The organism is Cupriavidus sp. D39 (assembly GCF_026627925.1).
Taxonomy (GTDB): domain Bacteria; phylum Pseudomonadota; class Gammaproteobacteria; order Burkholderiales; family Burkholderiaceae; genus Cupriavidus; species Cupriavidus ulmosensis.
On record NZ_JAPNLE010000009.1, the window covers coordinates 1,101,217 to 1,124,288 of the forward strand.

Annotated in this window: 15 protein-coding genes and 5 pseudogenes; 9 read left to right on the top strand and 11 right to left on the bottom strand. The window is 62.9% G+C overall.

Features of this window, described 5'->3' with window-relative positions; translation table 11 throughout:
- Nucleotides 1-248: 248 nt before the first annotated feature.
- The 3 genes and pseudogenes from OMK73_RS16975 to OMK73_RS16985 form a co-directional block, all read right to left on the bottom strand.
- Nucleotides 249-965, bottom strand: coding sequence for a GntR family transcriptional regulator (locus OMK73_RS16975; protein WP_267603039.1), 717 nt, complete (start codon nucleotides 963-965; stop codon nucleotides 249-251).
- Nucleotides 966-1,268: 303 nt separating this feature from the next.
- Nucleotides 1,269-2,242, bottom strand: a pseudogene (locus OMK73_RS16980) (2-dehydropantoate 2-reductase).
- Nucleotides 2,243-2,535: 293 nt separating this feature from the next.
- A pseudogene (locus OMK73_RS16985) lies at nucleotides 2,536-2,751 on the bottom strand (DDE-type integrase/transposase/recombinase); the annotation flags it as partial.
- Nucleotides 2,752-3,229: 478 nt separating this feature from the next.
- On the opposite strand from OMK73_RS16985, the pseudogene OMK73_RS16990 reads away from it, so the two are divergent.
- Nucleotides 3,230-6,091: pseudogene (locus OMK73_RS16990) on the top strand (adenylate/guanylate cyclase domain-containing protein); the annotation flags it as partial.
- A 38-nt stretch (nucleotides 6,092-6,129) separates the two neighbouring features.
- Here OMK73_RS16990 and OMK73_RS16995 read toward each other — a convergent pair.
- Nucleotides 6,130-7,696: pseudogene (locus OMK73_RS16995) on the bottom strand (IS3 family transposase).
- A gap of 86 nt (nucleotides 7,697-7,782) precedes the next feature.
- Between OMK73_RS16995 and OMK73_RS17000 the strand changes: the two are divergent.
- The 3 genes from OMK73_RS17000 (at nucleotide 7,783) to OMK73_RS17010 (ending at nucleotide 10,507) form a co-directional block, all read left to right on the top strand.
- Nucleotides 7,783-8,325 carry a hypothetical protein gene (locus tag OMK73_RS17000; RefSeq protein ID WP_267603040.1) on the top strand — a complete coding sequence of 181 codons (543 nt, stop codon included), beginning with the start codon at nucleotides 7,783-7,785 and terminating at the stop codon, nucleotides 8,323-8,325.
- A gap of 534 nt (nucleotides 8,326-8,859) precedes the next feature.
- Nucleotides 8,860-9,171 (top strand): helix-turn-helix domain-containing protein, encoded by a 312-nt coding sequence (locus OMK73_RS17005; RefSeq protein WP_267603041.1) that lies wholly within the window; start codon nucleotides 8,860-8,862, stop codon nucleotides 9,169-9,171.
- Nucleotides 9,172-9,175: 4 nt separating this feature from the next.
- Nucleotides 9,176-10,507, top strand: coding sequence for a type II toxin-antitoxin system HipA family toxin (locus OMK73_RS17010; RefSeq protein WP_267603042.1), 1,332 nt, complete (start codon nucleotides 9,176-9,178; stop codon nucleotides 10,505-10,507).
- Nucleotides 10,508-10,711: 204 nt separating this feature from the next.
- Here the strand turns inward: OMK73_RS17010 and OMK73_RS17015 are convergent, their stop codons facing one another.
- Entirely contained in the window at nucleotides 10,712-11,365 is a 654-nt protein-coding gene (locus tag OMK73_RS17015) for a glutathione S-transferase family protein (RefSeq protein ID WP_267603043.1), read from the bottom strand.
- A 441-nt stretch (nucleotides 11,366-11,806) separates the two neighbouring features.
- On the opposite strand from OMK73_RS17015, the gene phaZ reads away from it, so the two are divergent.
- Entirely contained in the window at nucleotides 11,807-12,754 is a 948-nt protein-coding gene (gene phaZ, locus OMK73_RS17020; RefSeq protein ID WP_420715543.1) for a polyhydroxyalkanoate depolymerase, read from the top strand.
- A gap of 200 nt (nucleotides 12,755-12,954) precedes the next feature.
- On the opposite strand, the gene OMK73_RS17025 is transcribed toward phaZ, so the two are convergent.
- Complete coding sequence (locus OMK73_RS17025; RefSeq protein WP_267606414.1) at nucleotides 12,955-13,572, bottom strand: phasin family protein; 618 nt, start codon at nucleotides 13,570-13,572, stop codon at nucleotides 12,955-12,957.
- Nucleotides 13,573-13,949: 377 nt separating this feature from the next.
- On the opposite strand from OMK73_RS17025, the gene OMK73_RS17030 reads away from it, so the two are divergent.
- Together OMK73_RS17030 and OMK73_RS17035 are read left to right on the top strand one after the other, a co-directional pair.
- Complete coding sequence (locus OMK73_RS17030) at nucleotides 13,950-14,987, top strand: IS630 family transposase (RefSeq protein ID WP_267601124.1); 1,038 nt, start codon at nucleotides 13,950-13,952, stop codon at nucleotides 14,985-14,987.
- A gap of 60 nt (nucleotides 14,988-15,047) precedes the next feature.
- A complete protein-coding gene (locus tag OMK73_RS17035; protein WP_267603044.1) occupies nucleotides 15,048-15,632 on the top strand; it encodes a cold shock and DUF1294 domain-containing protein in 585 nt (194 codons plus the stop codon).
- A gap of 94 nt (nucleotides 15,633-15,726) precedes the next feature.
- Here the strand turns inward: OMK73_RS17035 and rpoD are convergent, their stop codons facing one another.
- Nucleotides 15,727-17,688 carry an RNA polymerase sigma factor RpoD gene (rpoD, locus tag OMK73_RS17040; protein ID WP_267603045.1) on the bottom strand — a complete coding sequence of 654 codons (1,962 nt, stop codon included), beginning with the start codon at nucleotides 17,686-17,688 and terminating at the stop codon, nucleotides 15,727-15,729.
- Between the two features lie 433 nt (nucleotides 17,689-18,121).
- On the bottom strand, nucleotides 18,122-18,412 hold the full coding sequence (locus OMK73_RS17045) for a HipA domain-containing protein (RefSeq protein WP_267603046.1): 291 nt from the start codon (nucleotides 18,410-18,412) through the stop codon (nucleotides 18,122-18,124).
- A 41-nt stretch (nucleotides 18,413-18,453) separates the two neighbouring features.
- Here OMK73_RS17045 and OMK73_RS17050 point away from each other — a divergent pair, with 41 nt between their 5' ends.
- A complete protein-coding gene (locus OMK73_RS17050; RefSeq protein ID WP_267603047.1) occupies nucleotides 18,454-19,239 on the top strand; it encodes a TatD family hydrolase in 786 nt (261 codons plus the stop codon).
- Nucleotides 19,236-19,451: pseudogene (locus OMK73_RS17055) on the top strand (spermidine acetyltransferase); the annotation flags it as partial. The gene OMK73_RS17050 and the pseudogene OMK73_RS17055, both read left to right, overlap by 4 nt.
- Here OMK73_RS17055 and OMK73_RS17060 read toward each other — a convergent pair.
- From OMK73_RS17060 to OMK73_RS17070, 3 genes are all read right to left on the bottom strand, one after another.
- Complete coding sequence (locus tag OMK73_RS17060; protein ID WP_267603048.1) at nucleotides 19,451-21,301, bottom strand: NAD(P)-binding protein; 1,851 nt, start codon at nucleotides 21,299-21,301, stop codon at nucleotides 19,451-19,453. The pseudogene OMK73_RS17055 and the gene OMK73_RS17060 overlap by 1 nt on opposite strands.
- 37 nt (nucleotides 21,302-21,338) lie before the next feature.
- A complete protein-coding gene (locus OMK73_RS17065) occupies nucleotides 21,339-22,643 on the bottom strand; it encodes a cytochrome c (protein ID WP_267603049.1) in 1,305 nt (434 codons plus the stop codon).
- Between the two features lie 137 nt (nucleotides 22,644-22,780).
- Nucleotides 22,781-22,933 (bottom strand): DUF2970 domain-containing protein, encoded by a 153-nt coding sequence (locus OMK73_RS17070; RefSeq protein ID WP_267603050.1) that lies wholly within the window; start codon nucleotides 22,931-22,933, stop codon nucleotides 22,781-22,783.
- Nucleotides 22,934-23,072 lie beyond the last annotated feature (139 nt).

The following is a 23,072-nucleotide window of genomic DNA, read 5'->3' on the forward strand; positions in this document are numbered from 1 at the left end:
TATAACATTTCACAAATCGAGTTATCCGGTTTCGCGGCTCGCCTGTGCCCGGCAGCGATCGCCTGAAGGTGTTCCAGGCCGCCCACGGCACCGAGGGGCATCTTCATGCTCGGCAAGATCGGCGACTCGGCCGAGGAAGAGGCGGCCCGGTCCCTGAAGGACGCCCGCGCGAGCGGCAAGAAAGCCATCGCTAAGTAAGCAGAAGCGGCGGACAGGTCTGCCGCTTCTGCTTCAGCCCGCCCAGCTCATTACAGGAAATCGGCGTGCTTCTCGACGTATTCCGCCAGGTTGAGCGAGTGCTGCCGTACCAGTTTCTCGGCCAGCTCGGTATCGCGCTTTTCCAGCGCCTCGATGATGCGCAGGTGGTCCATGATCGAGCGCACTCCGCGCTCGCTCTGCGAGATGGTCATCTTCCGGATCGCGCGCACGTGGATGAAGATGTTCTTGATCGCGTCCATGATGGCTTGGGACTTCGACAACTGCACGATCGCCTGATGGAAGACTAGATTGGCGTCCGAGTATTCCTCGATATGCTCGGCCGGGGTGGCATCGCGGAAACGGTCGAACATATGCCGAAGCCAGGCGATCTCGTTGTCGGTGGCGCGCAGCGTGGCCAGGCGGGCCGCCATGCTCTCGAGCGCCGCCCACACCTGGATCATCTCGATGATCTCGCGCTTGGTCTTGCGCACAATGTAGATGCCGCGCCGCGGCACGGTACGCAGGAAGCCCGCCTGCTCCAGCAGCGTCATGGCTTCTCGAATCGGCGTGCGGCTCACGCCCAGTGCCTCGCTGAGGACCCGTTCATCGAGCCGGATCTCCTCGTGTGACTGGTAGATGTCGGCGTCGGCAATGGCCTGCCGCAGCATCGCGTAGGCTTGGTCGCGCAAGCTAGCCCCGGCATGGATGGGCTGCAGCGACAGGGTCAGGGCAGCGGGTTGAACCTCGATTTGGCTTTGCGCAGACATGAATGAACTTGTTTCGGACCGGGGCCGTGGCAATCGGAATGGCTGCCCCCGACGAGCCCGCACAACTTACCCAAGAACAACGTCTCATCAGCGCAAAGCACAGCGCAATCCGCCTTTGTCATGAATCACGCCGTCGGGGCATGGGCGAGTTTCACCACGGGAATATCACAACGACTGCAATGTCAGCCCGACGACGCGGCCCGCCGTGCCGTCGGGGTGATGCCGCGGCAGCCACTGCGCCGCATGAGCCGCTCACTCGCGGCCGGCACAACGGCATCCGCCAGCTCGCTTGGCTCCCGCTTGCTAGGCCGCCTGCGCCATCCGCTCGCGCTGCTTGATCAGGGCAAGCACCGCGTCGATCATCGGCGTGCGCTGCCCGACCAGATGGCCCATTTCCTGCACCACCGTCAGGAGCGGATCGATCTCCATGGCCCGCCCCCTTCCAGGTCCTGCAGCATCGAGGTCTTGTGTGCCCCTACAGCCCCTGCACCGTCGATACGCCGCTCCACGTCGACACGGAAGTGCACGCCAAAGCGTTCTGCAATCTCCTTGGCTTCCAGCATCATCTCGCGCGAAAGCGCTCGCGTGCCGGGGTCCGAGGTAATCACATCCAGGGTCGCATGGGTGAGCGCGCTGATCGGGTTGAAGCACAGATTGCCCCAAAGCTTGAGCCAGATCTCGTCGCGGATACTGTCGCGGATGGGTGCATCGAGGTCGGCGGCCACCATCATCTCGCTCAGGCGCCGCACCCGCTCGGACTTCGAGCCGTCTGGCTCCCCCAGCGGGAATTTCTTGCCATAGACGTGGCGGATGACGCCGGGCGCGACGATCTCCGCAGCCGGATAGAGCACGCAGCCGATCGCCCGCTCCGGCCCCAGGCCCCGCCACTGGCGGCCACCCGGGTCAACGCTTTGCAGCGTGGTGCTGGCGTACTGGCCGCCGTGTTGATAGAAGTACCAGTAGGGAATGCCGTTGACGCCAGTTACCACCGCCGTATCCGGCCCCAGCAGAGGCTGCATCAGATCCACCACCCCCGGCACCGAATGTGCCTTCAGCGTGATGAAGACGTAATCCTGTGGCCCCAGTTCGCGTGGATCGCTGGTGCAGTTGACCTTGGCCACTCGCTGCTCACCGTCGATCTGCAGCGTGACGCCGTTGGCCTGCATGGCCGCCAGGTGTGGCCCCCGCGCCACGAAGCTCACCTCTGCTCCCGCGCGCGCCAGTTGTGCGCCGATATACCCGCCGATGGCGCCGGCACCATAGATGCACACTTTCATATTGCTGTCTCCCGCTGGATCGTTTTGATATATCACATACTATATTTCATCGCGGGAGGCCACAACCACAATCTGAGGCGACCGTCGTGCCATCGGCACCTCATGCGGGGCAAGGGCATGTACCAACGGCAGCTACAGGAGGGCCGTCGGGCTTGCCGTATGAATCTTGCTGTGTCGCCGGCGTGGCGCCGGATCGTCGCAATGCTGTTTGGCGAACCAAAAATAATGCCTGGCGCGGAGGGCTCTGGTGCAAATTACGGGCTCGTGCGAAGAACGGCGTCTTCACCGTTACGTCATCGTGCTGAAAGGACGGCCTTCCGAACAGCAGGCGCAGTGGAATCCTTGAGGCGCAGCTCTGTGAAGTTGAATTGACCTTTGCGAATGCGATGCATCAACTCGATGCCGGAGATCGTAGCGGCTGCATGCCTGAAGCGTTTGCAACCGAGCATCGCATTGACCCTGGACTTGATGTTGCGATGATCCTGCTCGATCAAGTTGTTTAAGCACTTCGATGATCGCAACATCGTGTCCTCGGGCAGCAACGTCACGCGCGATGAGACGCCGCTTAACCGTCCAGCGTGATGGTTTTCGGAGCGAGCCCTTGACTCGAGATCGCCTTCGCGACGAAGGCCTTTTTCAAGACTATCTTTCGATCCACCTGATCGGCCTGTATCGAAGATAAAGCGGCCAGGTCATTGAGGACTGCCCCGAGGACGCATTCAGATGGCCATGGTCACAAGCAGCAAGGCGAGATTGAAATTCTGAACGATCGCACGCTGTTCATCCTTGTCGAATCCGGCCGGCATGGAGAACGAGAGCACTATTCTGTGTGTGCGCTGGTACTGTCGCCATAAGCTGTGGTACCGCGATGTGGTCGAAATGATGGCCGAGCTCGGACCGGGGTGCACGGCAAGCCGCCGATCTTGATGCGGAAATCGATAAGGCGTCTAATTACTCAGAAGCAGGCCGAGGAAGTCAAGAGGCTGTATGCGCTGTGCAAATTGCGGGTTCGAGAGTGCCATGAGAGCCAGATTCTGCGAGGCGTGCGGGACCAAGCTTGCACGGATCTGCCCGAATTGTGGCTACGAACTGAGTCCCACCGCCAAGTTCTGCAGCGAATGCGGCTCGCCCCTGAACGAGTCATCCCAAACGTCGTCCGCCCTCCCTGATCCCGCCGTTCCCGCGCCCATTCACTACACCCCTGCCTACTTGGCCGAGCGCATCCTGGCCGAGCAGGCGGCCCTGGAAGCCAGGGGCGCAACGGCCGGCGAGCGCAAGACCATCACGGCCCTGTTCGCCGACATGGCCGGCTCCACGGCGTTGATCCACGACCTGGACCCGGAAGAGGCCCGCCGCCTGATCGACCCCGTCATCGCCCTGATGATGGAGGCCGTGCACCACTATGAGGGCTACGTGGCCAAGTCCCTGGGCGACGGGATACTGGCCTTGTTCGGTGCCCCCATTGCCCACGAGGACCATCCCCAGCGGGCGTTGTATGCGGCGCTACGCATGCAGGACGCGATGCGCCGCCACGGTGGCCGGATCCGTCTGGAGCAAGTAATACCGCTTCAGATCCGGGTAGGAATCCACACCGGAGAGGTGGTGGTGCGCTCGATCCGCAAGGACGACCTGCGCACGGACTACGACCCGGTGGGGCACACGATCCACATCGCCTCCCGGATGGAATCGATGGCCACGCCCGGCTCCGTCCTCATGAGCGAATCCACCCATAAGCTGGCCGAGGGGTATTTCGAGTTCAAGGCCCTGGGGGCCACCCAGGTCAAAGGAATTCCCGCGCCGCTCGCCGTCTATGAACTCCTCGGCCTCGGGGCGTCGCGCACGCGCTTGCAAGTGGCAGAGCGCCGCGGCTTGGCACGGTTTGTGGGCCGGGAGGCCGAACTGGAGCAATTGCGCAGGGCGTTGGAACAAGCCAAGGCGGGGCACGGGCAAATCGTCGGGGTGGTGGGCGACGCCGGGGTCGGGAAGTCGCGGCTCTTCCATGAGTTCAAGGCGCACTCACAGCGAGGCTGTCTGGTGCTGGAGACCTTCTCGGTTTCGCACGGCAAAGCCTTTGCCTATTTGCCGTTGATCGAACTCTTGAAGAACTATTTTCAGATCACCGCCCAGGACGATGAGCGAGGGTGCCGCGAGAAGATCACCGGCCAGGTGCTGAACCTGGAGCGCAGTCTGGAAGACTTGTTGCCCTACCTGCTCTATCTGCTGGGGATCAGCGCGCCGAGTTCGGCATTGCCGCACATGGACCCCCAGATCCGGCGCCAACGCACTTTCGAGGCAATCAAGCGATTGCTGGTGCGCGAGAGCCTCAACCAGCCCGTCGAACTCCTGTTCGAGGACCTGCAATGGCTCGACAGCGAGACCGAGGCTTTCCTCGCGTTTCTCATCGACCGCATGGCAAGCGGGCGGATTCTCCTCCTCGTGAACTACCGGCCCGAGTATCAGCCTGGCTGGGGCCACCGAAGCGACTACACCCAACTGCGGCTGGATCCCTTGGGCCAGGTCGAAGCCCAAGGATTGCTCACTGCCCTGCTGGGCAATGATCCCGGACTCATGTCCCTCAAACTGCTCATCCTCAAGAAGACCGAGGGCAACCCCTTTTTCATGGAGGAGGTGGTTCAAACCCTGGCCGAGGAGAAAGCACTGCTCGGCGAGCCCGGGCATTACCGGATCGAGAAGACCCCGCCTGCGCTGCATATCCCGACCACCGTGCATGGCGTACTCGCCGCCCGCATGGATCGGCTCCCCATCGCGCAGAAGGAGTTGCTGCAGAGCCTTGCCGTGATCGGCAAGGAGTTTCCTTTGGGCCTGATCCAGCAGGTCGTCGCGCAGCCTGAGGACGACCTGCGCCGTCTTCTGTCCGGCCTGCAGGTCGCAGAGTTCATTTACGAGCGGCCAGCATTCCCGGAGGTGGAATATACATTCAAGCATGCCCTCACCCAAGAAGTCGCCGGCAACTCCCTGCTCACGGAACAACGCAGCGTGCTGCATGAACGCACGGCGCAGGCCATCGAGGCGCTCTTCCACACTCGGCTGAAGGACCACTGCGGCGAGCTGGCACACCACTACAGCCTCAGCGGCAACATCCCGAAAGCGGTGGAGTACCTGCGCTGTGCGGGGCAACAGGCCCTCCAGCGCTCCGCCAATCTCGAAGCGATCCGGCACCTCGGCGCGGCCCTGGAGCTGCTCAAGCGCCTGCCCGACACACCGGAACGCGCTCGCCAGGAACTCACATTGCAGCTTACCCTCGGTCCGGCCTGGATGGCCGCCAGAGGTTATGCCGCCCCGGAGGTGGAGGTGACCTATACCCGCGCGCTGGCATTGTGCGAGCAGGTTGGCGAGACGCCGCAGCGCTTCTCAGTGCTGTTGGGACTGCGGATGTTTTATCAATTGCGTGCGCAGTACGAAACGGCACATAAGCTGGGTGAGCGGCTGCTCAGCTTGGCTCAGGACGCGCAAGACCCGGAGTTCCTCGTGGAGGCTCATAATCTGCTGGGAACGACGTTGTTCTTTCTGGGCGAGTTCAGAGTCGCCCGTGCCCACCTGGAGCAAGTGCTGGCCCTCTATGATCCGGAGCAGCATCACGCCCATGCCTATCTGTATGGGCTGGACCCGGGCATACGTGGGCTTACGTTTCTGGCCTGGATCTTGTGGTATCTGGGCTATTCGGATCAGGCCCGCAAGCGAAGCCAGGAGGCGCTTACCCTGGCCCAGGAGGTGTCTCACCCCCATAGCCTGGCGCACGCCCTGGTGTTTGCCGCCGAGCTCCATCAGTTTCGGCGGGAGGCGCAACTGACCCAAGCATGCGCCGAGGCCGTCATCACGCTCTCGACCGGCGGATTTCAAGCTAGTTGACGCCTAAACTTTTGACTTTAAGCGGCAAGTTTTGAGTCTAAGCCCTCCAATGGTTGGCGTCGCTGTTCGGTGGCGTGGTGATCGGGGTTGAGATGGACGACGAGGACCGGCTGCCAGTTACGAATCGGGCCGCTCCAGCGATGCGGGTGCCGTGCTTTTGCAGCTTCGTAGACAGCAGCGCGTTGGATGAGCAGCGCAGTGTCCAAGCCGGCATGTCGCTCCGCGGGCGTGACGAAGTTGATTGCACTATGACGATGCTCGTGGTTGTACCACTGTACAAATGTGTCGACCCAATGCCGGGCGGCGAACACAGTGGCGAACGGCCGGCATGGATGAGTGGGCCGGTATTTCATCGTTCTAAAGAGCGATTCAGAGAACGGGTTGTCGTTGCTGACCGCGGGGCGGCTGAACGAAGGCGCTACGCCCAGCGCTTGCAGGGTAGCGAGCATCGTGGCCCCCTTCATTGGGCTGCCGTTGTCCGAGTGCAGCACAACCTGATGCGGCGCAATACGCTCGCGCAGGCAAATATCGCGCATCACCTGGGCGGCCAGTTCGCTGCTCTCGGTTTCATAGACTTGCCAGCCAACGATCTTGCGGCTAAAAATATCCAAGAACAAGTACAAGTAAAAATACAGGCCTTTCACATGGGTAGGCAAATAGGTGATGTCCCAACTGAACAACTCATTCGAGGTCGTCGCGCATAGCGCGCGCGGCTTGCTGCGAGGCTGGGCCGGCTGCTGGGCACCTCGGTGTTTGAGCTGGTTTTCCGCTTTCAGAATGCGATTAAATGTCGACTCCGAGGCAAGGTACTGCCCTTGATCGGCCAACCGCGGGACGATCTGGCTGGGCGGGAGATGACCGAATTCGGCCGAGTTGGCCACTGCCAACACGCGCTGGCGCTCCAGGGCGCTGAGTCGGTTTTTAGGCAGTTGCACCCGCATAGGCCGCTGATCGCCTCGTTGCGTATCGCGCCGCCAGCGTTGCAAGGTGCTCTCACTCAGATTGATCGCCGCACAAGCCCGATCCTGCCGTGCCCCCATCGTCATGGCCTCTTCCAGCAAACCAATGATCTGATTGCGCTCTGTCAGGGCGGTCATCTGACCTCGTCCTCCCAGAGCGCTCGGAACTTTTTTGCAGCACCAGCAATGCCGCCGCCTCCGCTAAGGCGCGGTCTTTGCGCTGCAGCGCTCGCTTGAGCTGCTCTACTTCTTCTTTCAGCCCACGCAACTCCGGACCAGCACCGGTCGCGACACCTTTGCCTTGGAGACAAAACGCCGCCTTCCACTCCGCCAGGTGATGGGCAAACAAGCCTTTTTCCCGGCACCATGCATGCAAAGCTTCCTCCGACAGACCGTGCGTTTCCTGCAGCGCCAGCAATTGCTCTTCCGCCCGCCAATCCTGCGGGCGTCTCTCATGCTGCGCTAGCGCGCCAACCTGGCCTGCCGGTTTCTTTTTCATCCAGTTCTTTAAGGTGTGATAGCTGACGTTCAGATCTTCCGCCACGGCATGTACTGTCCGCTCTCCGCGGGAATACGCCTTGACCCGCGCTTGCTCTATGAATGCCGAAGAATACTTTGCTTTCATCTATGCCTCTATCTTTCTCTTGAAAAGAATTTAGAGGCGTCAACTAGTCTGCCACGGGGGCGACCGAGCAAGGGTTTCCGTTCTGGTTGGCTTGGGGAACCATCCTTCGGGGCTGGGCGCTGGCCGAGCAGGGAGGCAGCGAGGAGGGAATCGCCCAGATACGCCAAGGCCTGACCGCCTACGAGGCCACGGGGGCTGAGCGGGCACGGTCGTATTTTCTGGCGCTGCTGGCCGAATCCTATGGGAACGCGGGGCAAGCCAAGGCGGGACTGAGCGTGCTGGCCGAGGCGCTGGCGATGGTGGACAAAACAGGAGAACGTTGCTACGAAGCGGAGTTGCATCGGCTCAAGGGAGAACTGCTGCTCCATCCGTCGAGCATCCAGACCCGCGCATCCGCGGGCCACGAAGACGCTGAGGCGTGTTTTCACAAGGCGATCGCGGTAGCCCGCCACCAAGGCGCCAAGTCGCTGGAGCTGCGCGCGGCGCTGAGCCTGGCTCGGCGATGGCAACGACAGGGCAAGACGGAGACAGCCCGACAGAGGCTGGCCGATATCTATGGCGCCTTCACGGAAGGCTTCGACACCGCTGACTTGCAACAGGCCCAGGCGCTGCTCGAGGAGTTAACGTAAGCGAAGGGGGACGCCCGGGCCCATATTCGAGTGCGGTTGTTAAGGATCGTTAATTCTGCGAATGGCGACCACTAATTCTGCGAACGTGGCGCGACGTAGGCAACCAGCCGAAGAACGGGTACTTCCGCAATGTCCGTGGTGCGACGAACAGTTGCCCGAGAAACAATGAGCGTTTGGCGGCGCGGTCAGGACAATGCACGCCAAGGCCGAAGGGATTCACTGCTTCGCGACCCAGTAAATCGTAGCCCGCCATCCGGTGGGCTTTTCGACAGGTTTTGAATCAGCCGGCGAAGCGCCGGTTCAGGCTTCTACCCGCTGTTCCTTGAACAGAACAACCGCGCAGAAACTCAGCTGTCCCACGCCATACTGTCATTATGGCATCGTTACGCCTCCCTTTCCGGTAGTTATGTTATCTAATAGCACAATACGCCTGCTATAGCGGGTATATCGACGTCTATATTGACATACCGATATAGATACCGGACCATACGGTATATCCGCGTGTCCGGGCGTACTTGCCGAGTAACCTACGTTATGCCTGCTATTCGAAGCACATCGACAGGTGATGAAATCGCCGCTGAAATCGGTGCAAGACTGCGCTCCAAGCGCCTAGAACGCAACTTCACGATCGAAGACCTGGCGAAGCGCGCCGGGATCGGCCGGACCGCTCTAGGCGATCTAGAGGCCGGACGGGATGTCCGCGTATCCACGCTGGTGAAGGTGATGCGAGCGCTGAGCATGATCGGCAGCCTAGATGCGGCCCTCCCGGATACCTTGCCATCAAGCGAAGCGCTGTCCGCGCGAGGCGAAGTCCGCAAGCGCGCCTATAAACCCAAGGAGCGATAGTTTGGTGACGCAAAGGATAACGCAAAGGAAGTCGCGCTCGCCGCAGCGTGCCCGTCCGGCACAAGGCGTTCTCGCGAGCGCCCATGTCCTCATGCACGGCCAGACCGTCGGTGCCGTCACTGAGTTCGATAACGGCCGGATTGGCTTCAACTATGACCCGGAGTACCTGGGCACCGGGGGACCGAGCATTTCCCCTGAGTTCCTGCCATCCCAGTCAGGCACGTTCGAGTTTCCCGAACTGCGGCGGGTCGACGCGTTTCTGGGTCTGCCCGGCGCCCTGGCGGACGCGCTGCCGGACACCTTCGGCAACCTGATCATCAAGAAGTATTTCGAGGACCGAGGCGAGCCTGACAAGGCGATGAGCCCCGTGCAGCGCCTGCTCTATATCGGCGACCGCGCAATGGGGGCGCTCGAGTTCCGGCCCAGGATCGACCGGCGGGCGACGGCGGGCGAGAGCGAAGCCCTTGAGGTTGGCACGCTCGTGGAGGCCGCGCGCAAGCTCGTGGCCGGGGAACAGGATGGCGCGATCCAGGAACTGATGCGGATTGGCGCAAGCGCCGGCGGCGCGCGGGCCAAGGCGCTGATTCTTTGGAACCGTCGGGATAAGCAGATCCGTTCCGCGTTCGTCAAACCGCGCAAGGGCGAGGAAAGCTGGCTGATCAAGTTCGGCGGCGTCGAGTCGGCCAACCCGAATGACCATCACGCCCAGCCTTTCAACCGAGTTGAATACACTTACGCTCTCCTGACGAAGGAACTCGACATCGACATGGCGCCGGTCGACTTCATCGAAGAGGACAACGGCCGCTTCCACTTCCTGACCAAGCGATTCGATCGCGGCGAAGGCGGTGGCCGAGTGCATATGCACAGCCTGGCCGGTCTCACGCACATCGACTACAACATCCCGCGCGCCTACAGCTACGACCAGTACTTCCGCTGGATCCGGGCCTTCCAGATGCCCCATACAGCGATCGAGGAAGCCTACCGCCGAATGATCTTCAACGTAGTGGGACGCAACCAGGACGACCATGTGAAGAACTTCGCTTTCCTGATGTCACCCACCGGCGAATGGAGCCTGTCACCCGTCTATGACCTGACGTTCTCCGCAGGCGCTGGTTACACGCTGCAGCACCAGATGACCATCGGCGGCAAGGCGGACAATTTCACCGTGGACGACCTGGTCGACTTCGGCAAGAAATTCGACGTGGCCAATCCCAAGGCCGTGATCGAGCGCACCGTCGATGTCTTCAGCGGCTGGGCGGCGCTGGGCCAACACTGGAAAGTAGCACCGAAGGAGATTGAGGCGCGCGCCGGGCGCCTGCGCCTGTTCAAACTCTGAGCGCTCGGCTTCTTCTCCCGCCTGAAAGGCCGGAGATTCCTACTGCACTACCCGATGTCTCGACAGGCAAATTGGGCGTGCCCCGCCTAAAATATTGATCGCGCCGACCACGTCGGCGTGCCCCTCGACGCAGCACTCCACGCACATGCAGCGCTTGTGTGCCGCGATTCTCGCCGTTCTTTGCCTGGCAGGTATCCTGGCCGCTCAGAACTCCATATCCAGCTCGTCGATCTCTTCGGGCTCCCGCCCTGCCGCCTCCATCCATTCCAGCATCTCCGGCAACGCCATGATCGTGCGGCAATAGCCTTCCGATACCACATCAAGCTTGACCTCGTAGGTGCGAAACCGGGTGACGACTGGCGCATACATGGCATCGGCCATGGTGCGCGCTCCGAACAGATAGGGCCCGCCATAAGCCGACAGGCATTCGCGCCAGATGGCGGTGATCCGATCGATATCGCTCTGGGCGCGCGACCAGACCTTGAAACCGGAGCGGTGGACACGCAGGTTCATCGGCAAGGCTGCGCGCATGGCGCTGAATCCCGAATGCATTTCGCCGCAAATCGCCCGGCAGTGAGCTCGGGCAATGCGGTCCTCGGGCAAAAGCCGAGCCTCCGGCCGCACTTCGTTCAGATACTCGGCAATGGCCAGGGTATCCCAGATCGTGACACCCTCGTGTTCCAGTCGCGGCACAAGGGTCGAGGGCGACAGCAGCAAGAGTTCCGCGCGGCTGGCCGCGTCCGTCACCGGCACCAGGATCTCCTCAAAATCCATCCCGCTGAATTTCGCCAGCAGCCAGCCGCGCAGCGACCACGCGCCATAGTTCCTGCTGTTGATGGTCAGGGTTGTCCTTGACATGGCGAACTCTGAGATATAAAGGAGTGACTTAGTAATATCGACGCAACGTCATGCGTATCGCAGCGGCGTATCGCAGCGTGGCTGCCGATGTGCGTTTTGTGAGTCACCCCATGATTTACCAGGCGTACCAGATGCTGGCCGACCTGATAGCTCCACTGCAGTCGGCGACCGACGATGCAGCCGCGTCCTGCGCTGCGTCGCCAATGCTTGCGTCCGGGCCCGCATTCGCGCGGGAGTGGTGCGCGCTCCTGGAATGGAGTTCGCTAGTGCGCCTGCGCCACGAGCGCCCCCTTTTGACATCCCCGCGGTCCGAGGTAACGGTGCCAGCGGTGCCAGCGGTGCCAGCGGTGACAGGGTTGCGGTGAGCGAAGAGGTGGTGCTCGCCACGCCGTTTTGCTCCCTTTGCATTTTAGGCGGGACATCACGCCCGGACAACCACGTGTGCTGCTGATCGCGCCTCTGGCGGGCCATTTCGCCAGTTTGCTGCGCGCCACGACAGCCACAATGCTGGCAGACCACGATGTCTATCTCACCGACTGGCATAACGCGCGCGACATTCCGTTGTCCTGCGGGTCCTTCGGCTTTGACGAGTTCGTCGCCCAGTTGATCAGCTTGCTCGGCTGGCTCGGCCCAGGAACGCACGTAGTGGCGGTCTGCCAGCCGGCGGTGGCCACCCTGGCCGCCGTCGCGCTGATGGCCGAAGACCGCGATCCTGCGCTACCGCGCAGCATGACGCTGATGGCCGGGCCGATCGACACGCGCATCAATCCGACCCGCATCAATGAACTGGCGGTACGCACCCCGCTCGCGTGGTTCGAGGCCAACCTGATCGACACCGTGCCGGCACGCTTCGAGGGAGCGATGCGGCGTGTCTACCCCGGCTTCGTGCAGGTGTGCGCCTTCCTGTCCATGAACCTGGATCGGCATATTGCCTCGCTGATCCAGGCTTACCAGTACAAGCTGGATGGCGAGACGGCCAAGGCCGAGGCGATCCGGGCCTTCTACACCGACTATTTTTCGACGATGGACCTGCCGGCCGAGTTTTATCTCGAGACCGTGAGCCGGGTGTTCCAGCAGCATGCCCTGCCGCGAGGCTGTTTGACGGTCGCTGGGCGGCCCGTGGACCTGCGCGCCATCCGCCACACGGCGCTGCTGACGGTCGAGGGGGAAAACGACGATATCTGCGCGGTTGGGCAGACCGAGGCGGCGCAGGAGTTGTGCAGCGCGTTACGGCCCAACCTGAAATCCCACTATGTCCAGACTGGCGTCGGGCACTACGGCGTGTTCGCCGGCCGGCGCTGGGCGACGCAGATCTATCCACTGCTGCGCAAGCTCATCCACGAAACGGAACAGCGCTGCGTGGAGGCCGCCCAGCCGGTGCACGGCTGATGGCGCTCTCGAGAGGCCCGCCCTTCCCGTCCCACATCAGAGAAGCACCAGCCCACGCATGCCACTTGCCTGCAATTGCCTGCAATTCCCCGCCGGGCCGACCGTCCAATACGCGTTCGAGGCTGGGCAAGGAAAGCAGGCGCCACCTGCCCCGCATCGCACGGGCGCAGATCAGCCGCTGCGGGTGGCTTGCTTCTCGGTCAAGCCTTGGCGGTGCGCGACGCGTGCTCGACGATCTGCTTAGCCGTTTTGGATGCCGTGTGGCTCGCAGTGCTGAAGTTCTGCTCTGCGGCCTCGACCGCTTGCTTCGCGGTTTGGTACATCGACTCACACAATTTATTGGTTGCGGCGATCACCGCGGTGAGGGTGCCCACTGCGCCTTCCGAACCGGCCGGGGCGCTGCTGGCGAGAGCATCGACCAACTCCTGCATGCGGCGCGTGTACGCTTCGAACTGCGCCTCGCTCACCTTGGTGAACTCGGCCTGGGTGGCCGCCCCGATCTCGCCAAGGCGTTGGCTGTAGGAGAGCACCTTCTCGCCGACGGGCTTCATCAGGCCGGCCTGCAGCGCGAGCCACTCCTGCGGGCCCTTGGCGGACAACGCCATCTGCAAGTTCTCCTGCGCCTCTACGATCGTCGACTTCATGACTTGCAGATTCAGCTCAACCAGTCTCTCGAAGCCATCGAAGGCCTTGTTCACCAGGCCGAACATCACAGCGACGTTGGCCTGCTGTGTGGCGGTGAATTGTTCGGGGGAGATGGGTTCATCATGCACTCCTGAAATTGGCCGGGTGCGCGGCACCTGCCGTCGGACGGCCATGCTTGTGCGATTGCCAAGGCTCGAGATCAGCGTGAACGAGTGACGTGAGATCCCGGACGTTCTCGACAAGGAGGGGAATTGCCAGTTCATGGCGGACCCGATCCATTCAATATCGCCCCACCCGTATTTGCAAGGCTAGGCATGCGTTTTTTTGAGCGCTTTCGCGCCTGATACCTGCAGCGCATACGCAGCCACCTACATATTGAGGACGATGCGTGGCACCAGGGCACGCAGGAGCGCCACCGGCTGGGCTGGAGCACGAAGCATGGGCGATCACTTGCGCATCGAGGCGTGGCGCTGGAAGGCTGGCGTTAAACATGACGACATAAGTATTGCAGCATGTATGATTGCGTGGTTACTCTAATGGAGAGGCAGCCATGCGCAGACTCGAGATTGCAGACGCACAGATCATGCAGTTGGCGATTCGACAGGAGATCGAGCGAAGCGAGGAGTCGCGGTATGACCACCGCCTGCACGGGGTGCTGCTGGTCAGCATCGGTTACTCGTGCACTGAAGTGGGCCAGATGTTCGGTCAAGCGGCCACGACAGTTCAGCGATGGGTCCGACGTTTCGAGCGGGGCGGTTTCGACGGATTGCGGGAAGGTGAACGGCCCGGTCGCCCGCGTGCGTTGAATGACTCGCAATGGCGTCGCATCGAGGCGGATCTGCGCAAGACACCACGCGACTTCGGATTTGAAGCGGGCCTGTGGGATGGGCCCGTTCTATCGGAGCACTTGCGTCAGCGCTATGGCATCAAGCTGGGCGTGCGGCAGTGCCAGAGGCTGTTTCGCCAGATGGGTTTCCGGCTGCGCAAGCCGCGCCCGCAGGTCGCCCAGTCTGATCCTGTTCGCGTTGCGGCGGTAAAAAAACTGCGGCGACTGGCAAAGCGCGACGACATTGAGTTATGGAGCCTGGACGAATGCCATTTCCAGCAACACGGATCGCGCTGTCGCATGTGGGTGGCCCCGGAAATCCGCGATCCGGTGTTGATGCATGCGCCGACGCGAAAGTCGGTGGCATGTTTTGGCGCCGTCAGTCTGAGCACGGGTCGCTTCATCTGGCAGGTATGCCCTGTCTTCAACGCAGAAACGTTTGCATCCTTTCTTCGCCAACTACTGCGCCATCGACGTCGCGGCAAGCGCATCGTCGTGGTCCTGGACAACGCCAAGTACCACCATGCCGTTCTGCTCAAACCGTTACTGCACAAATACAGGCGGCACATGACGTTGTTGTTCCTGCCACCATACAGCCCGCAACTGGCGCCTATCGAACGCGTATGGAAACTGACACGGCGCCTGGGGTTACATAACCGGTACTTCGCCACCCTCGTAGAAGTTCTCTCGGCAGTCGACGCCTGCTTCCAGCAATGGAAGAGACCAAACGAGGTACTACGACGACTATGCTGCATTATTTAAGACGTTGTGTTTAGAAGGGTGGCGTTAAAATGTGCGCCGCCGAGAGACCTACAAACAAAAATGAAAAAAGCGGGCCGCGTCAAATCCTGGCATGCCGACAAGGGCTATGGGTTCATCGACATCCATGCCGACTTGAACGACATCTTCTTTCACATCACCGCGCTGCAGAGCCGTGCCGTCCAGCCCAAGCCTGGCGACGGCGTGACGTTTGAACTGGGCAAGGGCAAGGACGGCCGCACGCAAGCTACCAGCGTCTCGATACTGGGCGCGCCGAAGGGGCAGAGCCAGGCGAGCCGGGCAACCCTGCTGCCTGCCTTCATGGCGGCAGTGGCGTTGATGGCCATTGCGGGCGGCGCCCTTTGGGGATACCTGCCACGATATGCCGGCCTCGTCAGCCTTGTGATGAGTGCCGTTGCGTTCCTTGCCTACGCGTTCGACAAGAACAGCGCCAAACGCAATGCATGGCGCACGCCCGAGGCCTGGCTGCACTTCCTGGCGCTGTGCGGCGGCTGGCCGGGCGCGCTTGCCGCGCAGCGCCTGCTGCGCCACAAGAATCGGAAGCAGCCGTTCCAGCTGGTCTTCTGGGGCACCGTTGTCTTGAACCTTGGCGCCCTCGTCATGTGGAAGACGTATTTGCCTGGCTGAAACAACGAAGGGGGTTACGGCTTTTTACTTCGCCGTAACCCCCTTTGCCTTGTCTTCGCCTGGCGCGGCCTGCGCGCCAGGACCAGAACCCTGCTTAGCCTTCCTTCAGGAACGCCTTCAGATGGTCCGCGCGGCTGGGATGCCGCATCTTCTTCATCGCCTTGCTTTCGATCTGGCGAATCCGTTCGCGGGTCACATCGAACTGCTTGCCGACTTCTTCCAGCGTGTAGTCGGTAGACATGTCGATGCCAAAACGCATGCGCAGCACCTTGGCTTCGCGCGGCGTCAGGTCGTCGAGCATCTCGCGCACGGTGGCGCGCAGGCTCGCGTGCAACGCGGCTTCGGCGGGAGACGCGGTGTCGGAGTCGGCAATCATGTCGCCCAGGCTCGTGTCGCCGTCTTCGCCAACCGGCGTTTCCATCGAAACCGGTTCCTTCGCGATCTTCATGATCGAACGGACCTTCTCTTCCGGCATTTCCATGCGCTCGGCCAGGGCCGCGGGATCCGCTGCCTTGCCGGTGCGCTGCATGATTTCGCGCGAGATCCGGTTGAGCTTGTTGATCGTCTCGATCATGTGCACCGGCACCCGGATCGTCCGGGCCTGGTCGGCGATCGCGCGCGTCACGGCCTGGCGAACCCACCAGGTTGCATAGGTGGAGAATTTCCAGCCACGACGATACTCGAACTTGTCGACTGCCTTCATCAAGCCGATGTTGCCTTCCTGGATCAGGTCCAGGAACTGCATGCCGCGATTCACGTACTTCTTGGCGATCGAGATCACCAGGCGCAGGTTGGCTTGCGTCATCTCGTGCTTGGCCTGGCGCATCTGCCGCTCGGCCGCCAGCATCTGGCGATTCACCAGCTTCAGCTCCGACAGGGGCAGCACCACGCGGGCGTGGATGTCGATCAGCTTTTGCTGATGCGCTTCGAGGTCCGGCAGGCTACGGGAGACGGAGTCGCTGTACGAACGCGACTCGCCGGCGATCCCGCGGCCCCAGGCGAGATTGGTCTCGTTGCCGGGGAAGCGTTCGATGAACTCCTCACGGGGCATGCCGCAACGCTCGACCATCAGCTGCAGGATCTGGCGCTCGACCACGCGCACTTCTTCCACCACCGTCTGCACATCGGCACACAGGCGCTCGATGGTCTTTGCGGTAAAGCGGATCGACTTGAGTTCTTCCCGAACCGCGAGCTGTGCCATGAGGAAGCCTTCCGACTCCACGCCGTGCGCGGTGTAGGCCTTGCGCATGGCTTCGAAATGATTGGCGACACGAGCGAAGCGGGTCAGGCAATCGTCACGCAGCTTGGCCAGGCTGGCGGTTTCGTTGGCTTGCGCAGCCGCACCTTCGTCGACGGGCTCGTCCGAGGCGCTTTCATCCTCGGTGACGACTTCGTCGCGGCTGGTGTCGTCTTCGGCTTCGGCGACTTCGCCCTCGCCTTCGATCAGGCCGTCGACGAGTTCATCGATACGCGTTTCGTCGCGGGCGACACGCTCCGACAGCTCAAGAATCGTCGCAATGGTGGACGGGCAGGCAGCGATGGCGTGCACCATGCGGTTCAGGCCATCCTCGATGCGCTTGGCGATCTCGACTTCCTGCTTGCGGGTCAGCAGCGTTGCCGAGCTCATTTCCCGCATGTACATCCGCACCGGATCGGTGGTGCGGCCGAATTCCGAGTCGACCGTCGAGAGCGCGACTTCCGCCTCTTCATCGGCCTGGTCGTCCGAGGCGGCGACCGCGCTGTCGCGCAGCAGCAGCGCTTCGGCATCCGGCGTCTGCTCGTAGATCGTCACGCCCATTTCGGCGAACGTGCTGACGATGCTTTCCATCGCCGCGGTGTCCGTGAAATTGCCTTGCAAATGGTCGCTGATGTCCGCGTGCGTCAGGTAGCCTCGCTCCCTGCCCAGCTGGATCAGTGCGCGCAGTTGCTGGCTGCGCTCCGTTGCTTCGGTTGCGGGATCAGCTTGAGTCGTGGACGCCGCACCCCTGCCGACAGGCTTTTTGCCGGTCAATGCTGTCTTTGTTTCTGCCACCGTCCGTTGTGCGCCACTCGCCATTAACTGCTGCTCCCTTGCTGAATTACTTCTTAACTGTTGCTGTTGCCCGTACGAGGGTACACCCAACGCACCTCTGGCTGTGACCCATCACAGGATGGGTACCTGTCGAGAGATGCATGGCTGACGCCACCACTACCGGGTTCTCCCAGTATGGTGGTCTGCGCTCGTTTAGGCCAAAGGGCGATATTCTACCTTCGTTGGTGCGACGCAGCACGTGCTAAAAGTTATTTACCGCATCGCCGAGGTCCTTCAGCCCCTCTTAAATTTGCGTTGCCAGGCCACTCCATGCTAGGCAATAGCCCCTTTTTACCCACAAAACGGGCAAATTACCCGTTAAATGTGATGCAAAAGGCCGATATGGCATCATCGAGATTTGTGGCCGAAAGTACCGTCAGGATTTACATACACATTTGTTTTTTTCTTGCCAGCCAGGCTACCAGGCCCGGAAAGGCCGACTTCTTCTCTTGGCGGGGCGGATGCCGATTTCCCTGCCCGGATGCCCAGGTCCGCTTGCCTGCCAGCGGCAGCCCCGGGATATCCGCCTGGCCTGGTACTCGCGGTAGGCCGTCACCGTGACAATGTTGCACACCGGCGCCAGCCGCACTTCCTCTACAGAGATATAGACCACTGCGAAGTTTTTCAAGTGCGCGTCTGCATTGCGCAACGCATAGTTCACGAGCAACCGCGCAAACAACCGCCTCGCACTGTCCTGGTTAGACTGCACGCCTGTGTATCGCCAGCCACCCCACTCCCTTAGCCAGAGACATGCACCTGATCGACATTGGCGTGAACTTCCACTCCTCCCAGATCGCCCCGCACACCGACGCGATCCTTGAGAGGGCCACCGCAGCGGGCGTGGTCGGCATCCTCGCCACCGGCACCTCGTTGGAATCGAGCCGGAAGGCACGCGACCTGGCCAGCCGGCATCCCCATCTCCTCTTTGCCACGGCCGGCGTCCACCCGCACGGCGCCAAGGACTGGTCGCCAGCGGTCCTGCAGTCCCTCCAGGCCCTTTGGGAGAGCCCTGGCGTGGTGGCAATCGGGGAATGCGGGCTCGACTACAACCGCAACTTCTCGACGCCCGCCGACCAGCGCCATGCCTTCGAGGCACAGCTTGAGGCCGCGGCTCGCTGGAAGAAGCCGCTGTTCCTCCATTGCCGGGACGCCTTCGAGGATTTCTACGCCATGGTGGCACCCGCCGTGCGCGCGGGCGCCCACGGCGTGGTGCACTGCTTCACTGGCGCAGCCGATGAAGCCGCCGCCTTCGTAGCGCTAGGCCTGGACATCGGCATCACCGGCTGGGTCACGGATCTCAAGCGCGGCCAGGCGCTGCGAGCAGCCGTGCAGGCCATCCCGCTCGAGCGGCTGCACCTGGAAACGGATGCCCCCTATCTCGGCCCGAAGAACCACAAGAACCGGCGGCCCTACAACGAGCCCGCCAATCTCCCCTGGATCGCACAGGCGGTCGCCGAATTGAAGGGACTGACCACGCGCGAAGTGGCGGAGCAGTGCACCCGCAACAGCCGCCGCCTGTTTGGCATTGCGGCATGAGGCGCCCTGCCTCAAACCTGCTCCTGCGCCCGCTGGAGCGCAGCCACCTGCATTTCGTCCACAGCCTGAACAACGACGTCGAGATCATGCGTTACTGGTTCGAGGAACCGTACGAAACCTTCACCGAGCTGTCGCAGCTATACGACCGCCACGTGCACGACCAGCGCGAGCGCCGCTTTATCTGCGAAAACCTGGACGGCGAGGCCGTCGGTCAGCCAGCCAGCTCGCCCACCGCCCTCCACGCCTGATCAATGGCGGACGTCAACGACGGGCTGCCGGCGCTGTCGCTATTGGCGATCACCACGTTGCCGGCGCGGGCGCGCAGGCGCTCCAGCACGGCCTGCGCTGCCGCTTCTTCCTCGAACAAGCTGTTGGGCATGTAGCTGTAGCCGTGCGCCCAGCGGTTGACCGTGATGCCACGGATGACGTCCTTGGCGGCAAAGCCGCCTGGCGCCAGCATGCGATCGAGCTGGCTGCGCACGCCCTTCTCCAGCTCGCTGAATGGCGTTCCCAGCAAGAAGGCGCGCCCCGCGCGAAAGCGCTCGCGCGCCTGCATGCCGCTGTCCGGCACGGTGGGCACATAGAGCATATGCAGCACCACCGGATCGGCCGGACGCGCGCCGGCCGGCTTCTCCAGCCACAGGTCGGTGTAGGCCATGGCGGGCGCGTGGATGCGGCTGGTCTTGAGCGCCTCGAAGGCACGCCAGTTGTCCAGCGCCACCTTGGTGTAGACCACGGGCGCCTTCACGTCGGATCGCAACGCTTGCTTTTGCGCATCCGGCAGGCCGGGCATGATGAACGGGATCATCATGTTGTAGCCGGCCAGCACCACGTGCGCGGCTTCGACCCTGTGCAGGTTGCCCTTCCAGCCGTAGGTCACACGCGTGATGCGCTGGTCGGGTTCGACGGCGATGGCCGTGCTGTTCAGCCGCACCTTCACCTTTGCATCCTCGCTATCGAGCCGGCTGTAGTCGAAGCTAGCCGCGCCGATCGCGTCGGGGCTGGCGATGCTTGCCACGCCCGGGATCAGGTTCTGCACCAGCAGCCGCGCCAGCGTGGCGTTGCCATCGGCAAACCAGAGCTTGGACGCGGGCGACTTGCCAAGGCGCTGGTTGAGGCTGGGCGCTGGCATGCTCTTGCCGGCCGGCAAGCCGATGGCCAGCGCGTCGAACACGGACACGCCGTCGGCGTCGAGCGCATAGGCATCGTTGCTGCGGCTGCGGAACAAGCGCTGGCCGTCCAGTCCCAGGCCGGCCTTCTCGCGCAGGAAGGCCGCGTAGCTGGTGCGCTTCAGGTAGGCCAGCCGCTCGCCGTCGCTCATGCCGGCCAGGTAATCCGTGCCGCCGTCGGCCAGCCGCGCCAGCGCGGCGCGGTCCTGCTGCGGCAGCGGTGCCTGGTCGAGGAAGGCCTTGAAGGCGGCGGCATCCGCAGGCTGCGCGCCCATGCCTGCGCCCATGCCATTGCGGGCATCGATCAGCCCCGCAAACGGATCGCCGGCAAGCAGCTGGTCCCGGCCAAAATGCTCCTGGTCGAAGAACACCGAGCGGCCCATGCCCAGCTCGCGGTACGGGTCGCGCTCGGCGGCCTGATGGCGCTTCGCGTCCACACCGAGGCCGGCCAGCAGCGTGGCCACCGCGCGGCTGTCCAGCGCGGTCGATGGCATCTCGGCGCTGCCGCCGTATGTCACCAGTTTCTGCCCGCGCACAGTGAACTCGTTGCGCTTGGCGTGCCCGCCGAAATCGTCGTGGTTGTCCAGGATCAGGATGCGCTTGCCGGCGCCAAAGCGGCGCTGGTAGAACCACGCGGCCGCCAGCCCGCTGAGCCCGCCACCCACCACCACCAGGTCGAAGACTTCGCGCGCCATCACGGCGGGATATTTGGCGCCCTCGCGGGCCAGGCTGTGCGCGAGCGTGTAGGTGCCCGCATGGTTGCCGCGCAGCCCGGTCAGCGCCGGCGGGTAGCCGGCGCCACGTTCGGCGGCCTGCAATAGCTGGGAGGGCGCCAGCCCCGCGGCGATGGTGAGTGCGGCGCCGTTGAGGAAATCTCTGCGCGTGATGGTCATGGCAATAGGATTCGCTTGATTTGGGTGGCGCGCGGGCTCAACGGGATGCGGCGGCGTCCCGCTGGCGGCCGAGCGCGGCGCGGCGGGCAGCGACAGTCGATTCCTTGACCGGGCTGGCCTGGTTGCCCCAGCCCGTACGGATAAAGGTCAGCACGTTCGCCAGTTCCTGGTTGTCCAGCGTCCAGCCATAGCCGGGCATGTGGTAATCGGTGGCCGCGGTGCCCACGTGCGCGGTCACGGCGCCATCGAGCAGCAGGTTGGCCAGCGAGGACGGATCGGGATCCACCACGGTGGGATTGCCCGCCAGCGGCGGGAAAACACGGGCAAAGCCCTTTCCGTTGGCGCCATGGCAGGGCATGCAGAACTCGGCGTACTGGCGCGCGCCGGTGGCGTCGAAACGGCCCTGCGCGAGCGTGTCGGCGGTGCTGGCGTCATAGACATATGGCGTTTCGTCGCTGCGCGCTCCGGGCACTGACTTGAGGTACGCGGCAACGGCCTCCAGGTCCGGGCGTGTCATGAACTGCGTGGACGACGCAATCACCTCGGACATCGGTCCAAAGGAGGTCGCGTGCGTGTTGCGGCCGGTTTGCAGGTATTCGGCAATGTCCTCGCGCGACCAGTTGCCCAGCCCGGTGCGCGGATCGCCGCGCAGGTTGGTGGAGGCCCAGCCCTCCACGCTGGCGCCGGCCAGGAAGTGGCGGCTGCGCTCATCCAGCCCCTTCTCGGCCATCAGCGTGCCGCGCGGCGTATGGCAGGCGCCGCAGTGGGCCACCGCCTGGACCAGGTAAGCGCCGCGATTCCACGCGACGCTCTGGCCCGCGTCGGTGCGAACCGGGCCGGACTCCAGGAACAGCCAGTTCCAGACGCGCAGCAGCCAGCGCATGCCGAACGGCCAGCGCATTTCGGGCTCGGCGGCGTGTTGCCGCACGGCCTTCACTTCGGTGCGCAGGTAGGCGTACAACGCTTGCACGTCCAGCTCGGCGAGTTTGGCGTAGGACGGGTAAGGCATGGCGGGATATAGCCGCTTGCCATGCCTGGCCACGCCCTCGCGCAGTGCGCGGTCGAATTCCTCGAACGAGTAAGCGCCAATGCCGCTGTCCACGTCCGGCGTGATGTTGGTCGAATAGACGGTGCCGAGGCCGGTCTTCATTGGCAAGCCGCCGGCAAAGGGCGCGCCGCCGGCGCTGGTGTGGCAGGCCGCGCAGTTGGCAACCTTGGCCAGGTAGCGGCCACGCTCGATCTGCGCGGCGCCGGGGGCGTCGGCCGCCGCCGCGAAGCATGGCGCCAGCAATAGGACAGCAAAGGCAACGGAAGCGGAAAACCGCCTTATGGCAAAGCGCATGGGGCTGATTATCGTTTTAAGCGCCGCGCTGGCGTTCAGTGCGGCGAATGTGCACAGCCCGCACGCAGCGGGCTGTACTTCGTGGTTGCGGGCCTGGATGGCCCCGTGGGCACGGGATGGATTGACGGGCTCGCGTTTCAGGCGTGCGTCACCGCCCAATGGGCCAGCGACACGAGCAGCAGCACCAGCCCCGCTGCCAGCGCCACGCCGGTCAGGATCAACGGCACCGGCCGCACGGCCTGCAGGTCGCGCATATGTTCCTGGCCCTTGCGCAGGCCAAAAATCCCCACAACACCGTCAGCACCAATCTCAAGGGGTTCATTTCGCTCTTCCTTACATGCTTGCCAACCGCCGCGTGACCTTGCGGCGCTTTGGCTTTTGGTAGTTACGGGGGATTATGGCGTCGGCTGGCAAGGAATAACAGAATCA